Origin of the sequence: Flavobacterium sp., assembly GCF_044339515.1 — a bacterium.
Lineage (GTDB): Bacteria > Bacteroidota > Bacteroidia > Flavobacteriales > Flavobacteriaceae > Flavobacterium.
In genome coordinates this window covers 1-11328 of record NZ_JBIIVK010000013.1, presented here as the reverse complement: position 1 = coordinate 11328, position 11328 = coordinate 1, and the positions used below count along the sequence as shown (strand labels likewise).

Below are 11328 nucleotides of genomic sequence, written 5' to 3'. Positions count from 1 at the left end.
AATGTTTACTTAAAATGTTTACTTTTGCCCCGTATTTTGGTTGCAACGCCTTTTTTGGGCCGAGCATTAAAAGGGAATCAGGTGAAAAAGTTGGCAGTGACAGTTTTCAGTAAGCAGAAAATGAGTTACTCCAATTTAAATCCTGAGCTGTACCCGCAACTGTGAGCTAATTAGCTTGTTGTTCACTTTCATGCCATTGTTCGCCTAGGCGAATGAGAAGGCCAACAACAAGACGCAAGCCAGGAGACCTGCCACATACATTGAGTAACAAACTTTCGGGAAAAAAGGTTTGGGTATGGGTAAATTCTATGCTTTTCTCCCATTTTAGTAAATTTATTTTTAACTTAAAATGAATCAAAAATTCAGGTACTGTACCGCTATTGTAGCGTTATGGGGAACGTGTGCCATGGCACAACAAGACACAATTTCGTTAAAAGAAGTGGTGATTTCGGACACAAAATTTGAGCAGTCCAAAGAAAAATCAGGTAAAATTATTGAAAAAATTTCGGCAAAAGATTTGGAGCGAAACACAGGTCAATCGGTGGCCACCATTTTAAGTCAAGCCGTTGGTTTGGAAGTGAATGGTAATCAAAGTGCAAACGGAAAAAATTTGAGCTATTTTATTCGTGGCGGAAGAAACCGTCAGGTGCTGATTGTGATTGATGGTATTCCGATGACCGATGCGTCTGGGATTAATTTTGAGTATGATTTGCGTTTGCTTCCGGCAGAACAAGTGGAAAGCATTGAAATTATGAAAGGTGCTGCGAGTACATTATATGGAACCGGTGCGGCTTCAGGGGTGATTAATATTACATTGAAAAAAGCAGCAAAAAAAGAAATTGCCGGAAATGCTTACATGCATTTGGGCACACAAAACACAAGTGAAAATTTTAGAGGCAATCCACAAGATTTTAATCAAGGTATTGGGTTAAATGGAACGGTTGATAAAATTGATTATTATGCTTCGTTGAACAGCACTGAAACCAAAGGCATCTCACAAGCAACGGGAGAAAATTTTGAAGAAGACCGTTTTTCGAGAGTGAATGCATTAGCAAAAATTGGTTTTCAAGCTACTTCAAAATTAAAATTGGATTTCTTTGGAAATTACGACCGAATGAAAACGGATTACGATGGTCCGTTTGACAATGTAAACAATCCGGATGTATTAGAAAATATTTCACTTTCTGAACAATTTCGTTTTGGTTTTAATCCAAAATACAAGTACAAGAAAGGCGTGTTTATTCTAAATTCCGGATTTACTTTGTTAGAAAGAAGTTATGATGAATTCAGTTCTTTTTCGGGAGCAATAGACCACTATGTTTACACTTCCAGAAGTGTTAGTGTGGATGCGATGAATAAATACAACTTTCATAAAAATTTCTTTTTAATCGTTGGAACGCAATTTCAGTTTCACGATATGAAAACGCAAACGCCTTTTGATGAGATTAATAGGGAAAATGCCAAATTTAATTTGGTTGACCCTTATGTAACGGCAGTTTTTAATTCAAAATTTGGATTACACATTAATGCGGGAGCAAGGTTGAATTTGCATTCGGTGTATGACAATCAATTGGTATGTAATGTCAATCCTTCGTACCATTTTAAAGAATTGCCTCTGAAGATAATTACTTCCTACAGCACGGCTTACATTACCCCAAGTTTATATCAGTTGTATTCACCTTTTGGAAATTTAGATTTAACACCGGAAGAAAACGCTACCGCAGAAGTAGGTTTTGAAGCTGCTTTTTGGAAAAAAAAAATAACGCTTAATGCTGTTGGTTTTTACAGAGAAGAGTCGAATTCAATTGGTTTTTTCTTTGACCCGGAAACATTTGATTCCTATTATGTGAATATTGAAGGAGAGAATCGAGTTCGTGGTGTTGAAACTACTATAAATTATAACATTACAACTAAATTGCGAGTAACCGGAAATTATTCGTTTACGGATATTCCGGAAGAATTGAATCGTTTAATTCCTAAACATAAAGGAAATGTTGCCTTAGACTTTAATGCTAATGAGCGAACTTTGTTTTCCATGAACTATCAATATGTTGATGGCAGAAGAGATGCTTTTTTTGATGGCGGAACATTTGCCACAACAGATGTCTTTTTAGGTTCTTATCAACTTTTGAATGGTTTGGTTAAATATGATGTATTGAAAAACAGAATGACCCTTTTTGGTTCTGTAATTAATATTTTGAATGAAGAATTTGAAGAAACTATCGGTTATAACACACGTGGTCGAAATGTAAAACTCGGGTTTACCTTTTTGTTTTAAATTAAAAAAGGCTCCAAGAGGAGCCTTTTTTTTTATCTTAAAATTTGAAATAATCCCTCAGGAACTTTTTCAATGTACATTTCATCACTTAGTTTTCGCATTGATTTGCTGTTTTCAACCTGCAAATCAATCGATTCTATGTATCGGTTACCAACTCTTCCGTTGGCTAAAATATCATTGATTGCAGTATTCAAATAAGGTTCATTTTGATCACCAAGTATACCTAAATTAGCTACATTTTCAGATTGTTCAATCGTTGGGTTTAAACCGTCTTGGTATTCACCATTTCCGTTTTTATCCGCTATTTTTAAAACCAAAGGTTGCATCGCATAACGATGATTAGGATTTCTGTTACTTGAACCAAATGTTGGTGAATCATACAAGGTAATCGACCCATCATTTTTACCAACGGTGGTAGTACCAATTTGAACCACTTGAATATAAGGTTTCAAACTATTAATAATTAGTTCACTGGCAGAAGCTGTTAAACCCGTAGTGAGCACATATACTTTATTCAAATTCAAACTATTAATGGTATTTCCATTTCCAATAGAATTGGTAAAACGATTAATAAGTTGTTCAGGATTTTGTTGGTTAAAAAAATCCATTACTTTTTGATTCCATACCTGACGGGCAAAAACTTGTCCGTTGAATTGACCGGTAATCATACTGGCTAAACGAGTTGCTGTATCCACAGAACCCCCTGAATTATAACGTAAATCCAGTACTAAATGAGTTACATTAGCTGCTTTCAACTGACCAAACGCTTGGTTCAATTGTGATTCAAAGTTGGAAAAAAAGCCGTTGTACATCAGATATCCTATTCGTTTATCATCTACTTCGATTACATTGGTTAAATAAACAGGATTTTCGGTGTATTGAGCTTTTGTAAAACTCATCGATACGCCATTGGGAGTAATATTTCCTCCATCGTAATCCGCAAATTGTAGGGAATAAGTATCTTCTCCGAAAGCCGCACGCCACAATGATTCATTGGATGCCGTTAATGGAATGTTATTCACCGCATAAAAGACCATCCCACGAGTAACTCCCTGACCGGAAGCACTAGTGTTTGGCAATATATACCGCACATAACCAAAAATATCCGTTTGGGTATCATCTTTAAACCGCAAACTAAATTCAATTCCATTTGTTCTAAAACCACCTTGCAACGCATTTTCCAATATTCTATAATCGCTAAACATTACGCTAAATCGATCGATCGAGGGAGCTACTTTTAAATCGCTGAATAAAGCTTCCGGAGTTGGATAACCCTCTAAAAAAACATTTAAATCGCGTTGGGTAGCAAATAAATCATCGGCTAACTTAGGTTGATCGGCCTGCCATAAATAATATAGATTTAAACCTTTCCATATAAAATCTTTAATCTCTAATTCCGATGGAACTGGCTTATCGTCAATATCTTCACACGATTGAAAAATCAATAGTGAAAGAATTGCCAAGGCAACCATTTTTGAAAATAATCTCATAGCTTTTTCTTTTTAAGAACGTAAATTTAATAACTTTAGTTTTAATTTCAATTTCTTTGTAACAAAAAAGATTGTCATTCGTCTTGACTATATAACCAAGTTTTAAACCTGACCAATGAACCAAAATGAGTTTATAACGTTGATTGCTCCTTTTAAGGATAAAGTCTTCAGACTCGCCAAGCGTTTGTTGGTAAGTAACGAAGAAGCACAGGATGCTACGCAAGACATTTTGGTGAAATTGTGGGATAAAAAAAATGGATTGGGAAATTATGCCAGCGTGGAAGCTTTTGCCATGACAATGACAAAAAATTATTGTTTGGACCAATTAAAATCGAAAAGAGCATCGAATATGAAGATTGTTCACAACAATTTCATGGCAAAGGAGGCTTCTTTAGACAAAAAAGTGGAAGATGAAGACAGTTGGCATTGGGTTGAAAAATTGATTAATGAATTGCCGGAACAACAAAAATTAATCATTCAAATGCGTGATATTGAGCAATATGAATTTGAAGAAATTGCGAAAATACTTGATATGAATGAAACTGCTGTAAGGGTAAATTTATCCCGAGCACGAAAAACAATTAGAGAAAAAATGACTAAAACCCATCAATATGGAATTAGCTAAAATAGAACAATTACTGGAAAAATACTTCGAAGGAGAAACCACTATTGCAGAAGAAATTCAGTTGAAACAGTACTTTTCATCTGAAAAAGTAGCCGCTCATTTAGAACACTACAAACCGCTTTTTGGTTATCTAACTACTGAAAAAGAAGAAAAATTTACGCCATCACTATCCTTAAAAACTAAAAAACGATTTACTGTTGCTCGGATAGGGATTGCCGCAAGCTTACTTTTCTCAATCGGTACCATTGCCTACCTCAACTACAAGCCAACCCAACCACCCCAAGTTGCCAATGCTGAACTAGGTACTTTTGAATCGCCGGAAGAAGCTTTTGAAGAAACACAAAAAGCGTTAGCTCTTTTATCGGAAAAAGTAAACATTGGCATGAAAAGTGTAAACTATATTAATGAATACGAAAACTCAAAAAATTTAATCTTTAAAAAATAAAAAAATGTCTAGAATCATAACCTCAGTACTAGTATTTGCTACATTATTCATTTCACAAGTACTATTCGGTCAATCCGCTTTTGACAAATTTGACGGACCGGAAGATATAAAAACTATCATCGTCAACAAAAAAATGTTTGAAATGATGAGCAAAGTAAAAGCCAATGATAAAGAAACACAACAATATGTGAATTTGTTGAAAAAGCTTGACAACTTAAAAGTTTTCATTACATCTAGCTCAAAACAAACCGCTGAAATGCGTGCAACCGCTGATAAGTATCTAAAAACAGCCGGTATGGACGAGTTAATGCGAATTTCAGATGGCGGAAAAAATGTAAAAATATACATGCGTTCCGGTGCCAATGACTCTATCGTAAAAGAATTGTTCATGTTCATCGAAGGAAATGCAAAAGATAATGAAACGGTTTTATTCTCATTAACCGGCAACTTCAATTTAGATGAAATTTCGGCCTTAACCGAACAAATGAATCTTCCCGGTGGTGATAGTTTGAAAAAAGCATCCAAAGGAAATAAGTAATCTTTTGAAATAAAAATGATGAAAACTTTGTCAAAAGCCATTTTTGGCAAAGTTTTTTTATTGGAAATTCCTACCTTGTCAACATCTAAAACTAACACACTCTCCTATCATGAAAAAAATTTATTTCCTTCTTTTCGGATTAATGACATTTTCAGTTCATGGACAGACGCTCATTTTTGAAGGTAAAATTGTGGATAAAACTACACAAGAAAGTATTCCGTATGCGAACATTTTTGTTCAAAATTCTACCCAAGGTGTTATTTCAAATGACGATGGTGTGTTTAAATTTTATATTCCAAAAGATGCTGAAAAAATTGAAATTGGTCATATTGGTTATAAAACACAAGTCTTTTTGGTTTCAGAAATTAAAGCCGAACCAATTACAATTCAATTAGAAACAGATGAAATGGCGTTGGAGGAAGTAATTGTGACCAACAAACCAATCAATCAAATACTGGCAGGGATTTTAGCTAACTCAAAAAATCAATTGGATAAAAGTATAAAGCTGGAAACCTATTACCGTGAATTTGTAAAAATCAACAACAACTATTCCAAATTCGCAGACGGTTTGATTGATTTTTATATTCAACCCAAAAAGAAAGAAAAAGTTGAAAGTAAATTAATAGTAAGTCAAAGTCGTGCATTTCAATTGGCTAACGCAGATGAAATAGAGAAAAAAGGAAAAGCAGATTTATCTGAAATAGATTCATTTTTTGACATTCAAAAGGCTGCAAATGGTTTTTTTACCTATGAATACATTGATAGACTTACATCTGACACAGCCAACGAAAATTACGAATTTGAATTGCGTTCTAAAAAAGATCAATTTGGTAATGCTTTGGAAGTGATTTACATAAAACCAAGAGCCTCAGTTGAAAAAGCATTGTTGGTCGGTAAAATAACGTATGACCCAACCAATAAAGTTGTGTTGGATATTGATGTAAAAATGTCGGATAAACATAAACAGTATGTAGAAACGGTAAATGCGTTAATCATGAAATTTGCCATTCATGATATACAAATCAAACAAACGTATAAGTTCTTAAATGGAAAATATATTCCGAGCTATCGAAAATCCATTCTTGATATTCATATTAAATTTGGTAAGCAAATGAATGATAGAATGATGAGTGTTAGTGATTTGGTTGTCACCGATTTTAATGATAATGTGACTGCAATACCAGAAAAAAATAAATTTTTTAAAGAGCGAAATTTATATTCAAACGGCATGAATTTTACAGAAAATTTCTGGGAAACCAATAGTACATTACCGCTTTCAGAAAACGAAGAGCGAATTTTACAAACCTTAAAAAGTAAATAACATGAAAAAAATAGTTTTATCACTGCTGCTGATGAGTTTTATCGCTTGTGAAAAAGAACCGAGCTTACAAAAATATTTTGTTGAAAAAACTGAATCAAGCGATTTTATTTCGGTAGATATGTCGCCAAGCATCTTGAACATCAAACCGGATGCATTGTCAACTGAACAACAAGAAGCCTTAAAAACATTCAAAAAAATGAATATTTTGGCCTTCAAAATCAATGACGAAAACAAAACGAAATTTGATGGCGAACGAACCAAAGTGAAGGAAATTTTAAAAGACGAAAAATACCAGCAACTAATGAAATTTGGTTCCGGGAAAGAAGGTGCAGCCGTCTATTTTGTTGGGAAAGATGATGCCATCGAAGAATTTGTGCTCTACGGAAGTAAAGACGAAAATGGTTTTGCCATTGTTCGCATTTTGGGCGACAAAATGAATCCCGAAGATTTTATGACGCTATTAAGTGCCCTTCAAAAATCGGACATCGACATGGAACAACTGAAACCGTTGGAAGGAATTTTCAAATAAAAATAAGTTCTAATTTAAAAACCGGTTCCTTTTTGTAATTTGCAAACCAATTAAAAATTACAAATGGAACCGATTTCTATTCTACTACTCATTCTCGGCTATTTTGGCTTACTCATTTTAATTTCCACTTTAATCAGTAAAAAAGACGAAGGAAACGACGCGTTTTTTAAAGCCAACAAAAACTCTCCATGGTATTTGGTAGCCTTCGGAATGATTGGAGCATCGCTCTCAGGTGTAACATTTATTTCCGTTCCCGGAAAAGTAGAAGCGTCTCAATTTGTTTATTTTCAATTGGTGCTCGGTTACATTGTAGGGTACTTTATCATTGGAACCGTTTTACTACCACTCTATTACCGATTAAATCTTACTTCCATTTACACCTATTTAGGCGATCGATTTGGAAATAATGCTTACAAAACAGGAGCATGGTTTTTTATCATTTCCAGAACAGTAGGCTCCAATTTACGGCTGATGTTAGTGGCTGATGTATTACAAACACTCGTTTTTGACAAACTCAATGTACCCTACTGGATAACCGTAAGTGTCACCATTCTGTTGATTTGGGTATACACAAACAAGTCAGGTATCAAAACCATTATTTGGACGGATACTTTGCAAACATTTTTCATGTTGGCGTCTGTGGTATTTTGCATTGTCATCGTTTCACAGGATTTAGGATTAAACATTTCAACTATTTCAGGTTTCATTGCAGAAAGTGATTTTTCTAAAACCTTCTTTTTTGATGATGTTCATTCGCCCAATTATTTTTGGAAACAATTTTTATCCGGAGCCTTTATTGCGATTGTAATGACTGGTTTAGATCAAGATATGATGCAAAAAAACCTCACCTGCCGCAGCCTAAAAGACGCTCAAAAGAACATGTTTTGGTTTACCATCGTACTCACTTTTGTGAATTTTCTTTTCTTAGTCATGGGATTATTATTCACAGAATATGCTGTAAAATATAACATCGACGCTCATAAAGACCAGCTCTTCCCTATTCTGGCCAATGAATACTTAGGCGTTGGCGTGGCATTTTTCTTTATCTTAGGGTTAATTGCCGCAGCTTATTCGAGTGCAGACAGTGCGTTAACTTCACTTACAACGTCCTTTAGCATCGATATTTTAGAAATTGAAAAAAAATATGATTCTGTAAAACAAGTTGTCATCCGCAAACAAATTCACAAAATGTTTGTCGTAGTTTCTGTCTTAGTCATTTTAGGCTTCAAATACTTTGTAGATGACGCCAGTATTATTGATAAAGTATTAAAATTCGCCGGTTTCACATACGGCCCACTACTCGGATTGTATAGTTTTGGACTATTCACCAAATGGAAGGTAAAAGACAAATGGGTGCCTATTGTCTCCATTTTCGCTGTCATTTTATCAGTTGTGCTCAACCTGAAAAGCAAAGCTTGGTTTGGATTTGAATTTGGATTTGAAATCTTAATCGTGAATGGATTACTGACTTTTATTGGATTAATGCTCATTCGTAGAAAGTAAATTGCAATTTACAGACAACCGATAACTTACAACAGACAACCGTCAACCGACAACCGCTAATACTGATTCGTAGAAAGCAAAACCAGCGTACAAGCCACTTCCACTTTTATATTATTAATACCCAACAACGCATAAAACTCGGGGTTCTCTGTCCCGGGATTAAAAATAACGCGTTTGGGTTGCAACCCAACAATGTAATTGTAATAATCTCGTTGCCCCTTTGGATTCAAATATAACGTTACCGTATGAATATTTTTAAACGGAATTTGTTTGGTTTGGATTTTTACACCGGCTACTTCACCCAACTTTTGACCAATGGCAACCACGGCATGCTCCTTTTTAACCAAACTGTTAATCGCCATAAAAGAATATCGTTCCGGATTTGTGGAAGCACCAATAACTAAGGTTTTTTTCATTGTTTTAATCTATAGCACAAAGGTAATGCTTTTTATAAACTTCATTGCATTTTAAAAATAGAACAATTCTTAAACCTATATTAATTCAATCAATTCAATCAAATCAATTGATTAATTTTACAAAGTAACTTTATTTTAAAATTGTCAAATTGTCAAATTGACTAATTGACACATTCACAAATTGACACATTAAAAATGCTCGTAAACACCTCCTACAACGAAAAAAAGATAAATGAAGCAATAAACGATTTGGTCGGAAAACCATTCGGGTTGATGGATAACATTAAATTAAACGGTATAGGTTCTCCACGATTGGATATTACTAAAACCAGTGAGGAAATTGCAACGTTGCTTTCCTATGATAATAACCGTAATTTTTGCAATATAGAATTGCGTCCGAAAGGGATAATCATTCGGTTTCGATCGCTATTGGAAACTTTCTCCTTGGTGATTCCATTTTATAAGTTAGTCATTTTTAAACCGGCTAATTCCTATACTTTCCACATGGATCATCATTATATTTCCATTGATGCTCCACCCAAGAACAAAAGTGTAAATAGCTTTATCGAAAAATTAAATAATTTTAAAACAGATAATTCTCCCACTTATATCGACGATTTATAGTAACTTTGTTTTATTCATTCGATAACCCTATTTTTTGAGGGTTGTCTTTATTTTTGCAAAAAAACAATGGAATTATTTATTTACATTTTTGCGGCTTTGTTTTCGGTTTTAAATCCTTTAGGAGCAGTTCCTATTTTTGTGGGTTTAACGCAAGATTATACTAAAGCGGAACGTTCCAGAGTCTCGCTGTTAACTGCTCTAAATGTTTTCATCATTTTAATCATTTCTTTTTTTATTGGGGAATATGTCCTGAATTTTTTTGGAATCAGTATCGATGCTCTTCGCATAGCCGGTGGTTTAATCATCGTGAGCTCCGGGTTTTCTCTACTCACCGGAAACTTTAACAAAACCCGCGGAGTAAATAAAAAAGTGGAAAGCGATGCTCAAACTCGCAATCAAATTGCCTTAACGCCTCTTGCCATTCCAATGTTAGCAGGACCGGGTTCCATCTCGTTACTAATCGCATTTTATCAAGATTACACCAAAATAAGTGAAAAAGTAATTGCGTGTTTAGCCATTTTAGGAGTTGCCTTAGTAATTTTCTTAGTCCTAAAAAGTGCTCATTACCTCTCCAGAATATTAGGTGCGTCAGGAATTGTGGCGATTTCCAGAATCATCGGTTTCATTGTAATTGCAATCGGTGTGCAATACATCAGTAGTTCCATCGTCAACATCTTTAAAACAATTTAACGATTGTTGAAACGTTTTTCTTAGTACCTTTCTGAAAAATAGCGGATATGAAAATCCTTCTGACAGGTGCAAACGGTTATGTGGGTAGACGATTGTTACCCGAACTTTTATCCAAAAATCACGAAATCATTTGTTGTGTTCGCGATAAGAATCGTTTGGGATTAGACAAAACAACGTTGGACTCCATTACCATTTGGGAGGTAGATTTTTTAGAAGAAGTGTCACTCGAAAATACGCCCAAAGATATTGATGTGGCTTATTATTTAATTCATTCCATGTCGTCTTCCACGCAAGTTTTTGACACAATGGAATCAAAAGCAGCCGAAAACTTTAATCACTACATGAATCATATCGGCGTAAAGCAAGTGGTTTATTTAAGTGGTATTGTAAACAACAATACGCTGTCGAAGCATTTACAATCCCGTAAAAATGTAGAAGATATTTTATACCAAGGAAACTATAATGTCACTGTACTTCGTGCCGGAATCATAGTGGGCTCAGGAAGTTCTTCTTTTGAAATCATTCGGGACCTATGCGAAAAATTGCCCGTGATGATTACCCCAAAATGGGTGCTTACCAAAACACAACCCATTGCCATTCGCGATGTAATTCAATATTTGATGGGAGTGTTACTGAAAGAAGAATGTTACAATGACTCCTTTGACATTGGCGGACCAAATGTGCTCACCTACAAACAAATGATGCAATTGTATGCCAAAACCAGAGGATTCAAAAATTGGATTTACACCGTACCGGTCATGACCCCAAAATTATCTTCCTATTGGCTGTATTTTGTAACCTCTACTTCTTACAAGTTGGCCATGAATTTAGTAGATAGCATGAAAATGGAAGTCGTTTGTAAAGACAAC

At 34.8% G+C, this 11328-nt stretch carries 12 protein-coding genes and 1 riboswitch; of the genes, 10 read left to right on the top strand and 2 right to left on the bottom strand.

Annotation, left to right across the window (positions count from 1 at the left end; genetic code table 11):
- The first annotated feature begins 20 nt into the window (after positions 1 to 20).
- Positions 21 to 271, top strand: a riboswitch (cobalamin riboswitch).
- A 78-nt stretch (positions 272 to 349) separates the two neighbouring features.
- Positions 350 to 2278, top strand: coding sequence for a TonB-dependent receptor plug domain-containing protein (locus tag ACIQ0M_RS05265; RefSeq protein WP_396150452.1), 1929 nt, complete (start codon positions 350 to 352; stop codon positions 2276 to 2278).
- Between the two features lie 32 nt (positions 2279 to 2310).
- Here ACIQ0M_RS05265 and ACIQ0M_RS05260 read toward each other — a convergent pair whose 3' ends face one another.
- Entirely contained in the window at positions 2311 to 3768 is a 1458-nt protein-coding gene (locus tag ACIQ0M_RS05260) for a S41 family peptidase (protein WP_396150450.1), read from the bottom strand.
- A gap of 115 nt (positions 3769 to 3883) precedes the next feature.
- Between ACIQ0M_RS05260 and ACIQ0M_RS05255 the strand changes: the two genes are divergently transcribed.
- From ACIQ0M_RS05255 to ACIQ0M_RS05230, 6 genes are all read left to right on the top strand, one after another.
- Positions 3884 to 4393: an RNA polymerase sigma factor gene (locus tag ACIQ0M_RS05255; RefSeq protein WP_396150448.1), complete on the top strand. Its 510-nt coding sequence runs from the start codon at positions 3884 to 3886 to the stop codon at positions 4391 to 4393.
- Entirely contained in the window at positions 4380 to 4838 is a 459-nt protein-coding gene (locus ACIQ0M_RS05250; protein ID WP_396150446.1) for a hypothetical protein, read from the top strand. Before ACIQ0M_RS05255 ends, ACIQ0M_RS05250 begins: the two co-directional genes overlap by 14 nt.
- A gap of 4 nt (positions 4839 to 4842) precedes the next feature.
- Complete coding sequence (locus tag ACIQ0M_RS05245) at positions 4843 to 5376, top strand: DUF4252 domain-containing protein (protein WP_396150444.1); 534 nt, start codon at positions 4843 to 4845, stop codon at positions 5374 to 5376.
- A gap of 109 nt (positions 5377 to 5485) precedes the next feature.
- Positions 5486 to 6697, top strand: a complete 1212-nt coding sequence (locus tag ACIQ0M_RS05240) for a carboxypeptidase-like regulatory domain-containing protein (RefSeq protein WP_396150442.1) — start codon at positions 5486 to 5488, stop codon at positions 6695 to 6697.
- A gap of 1 nt (position 6698) precedes the next feature.
- Complete coding sequence (locus ACIQ0M_RS05235) at positions 6699 to 7226, top strand: DUF4252 domain-containing protein (protein WP_396150440.1); 528 nt, start codon at positions 6699 to 6701, stop codon at positions 7224 to 7226.
- A 63-nt stretch (positions 7227 to 7289) separates the two neighbouring features.
- On the top strand, positions 7290 to 8729 hold the full coding sequence (locus ACIQ0M_RS05230; protein ID WP_396150437.1) for a sodium:solute symporter: 1440 nt from the start codon (positions 7290 to 7292) through the stop codon (positions 8727 to 8729).
- A gap of 56 nt (positions 8730 to 8785) precedes the next feature.
- On the opposite strand, the gene ACIQ0M_RS05225 is transcribed toward ACIQ0M_RS05230, so the two are convergent.
- Complete coding sequence (locus ACIQ0M_RS05225; protein ID WP_396150434.1) at positions 8786 to 9145, bottom strand: CoA-binding protein; 360 nt, start codon at positions 9143 to 9145, stop codon at positions 8786 to 8788.
- Between the two features lie 195 nt (positions 9146 to 9340).
- Here ACIQ0M_RS05225 and ACIQ0M_RS05220 point away from each other — a divergent pair, with 195 nt between their 5' ends.
- From ACIQ0M_RS05220 to ACIQ0M_RS05210, 3 genes are all read left to right on the top strand, one after another.
- Positions 9341 to 9769, top strand: coding sequence for a hypothetical protein (locus ACIQ0M_RS05220; protein WP_396150432.1), 429 nt, complete (start codon positions 9341 to 9343; stop codon positions 9767 to 9769).
- A gap of 66 nt (positions 9770 to 9835) precedes the next feature.
- Complete coding sequence (locus ACIQ0M_RS05215) at positions 9836 to 10459, top strand: MarC family NAAT transporter (protein ID WP_396150430.1); 624 nt, start codon at positions 9836 to 9838, stop codon at positions 10457 to 10459.
- A 47-nt stretch (positions 10460 to 10506) separates the two neighbouring features.
- Positions 10507 to 11328 (top strand): NAD(P)H-binding protein (locus ACIQ0M_RS05210; RefSeq protein WP_396150428.1); only part of this gene is annotated, 822 nt, incomplete at its 3' end.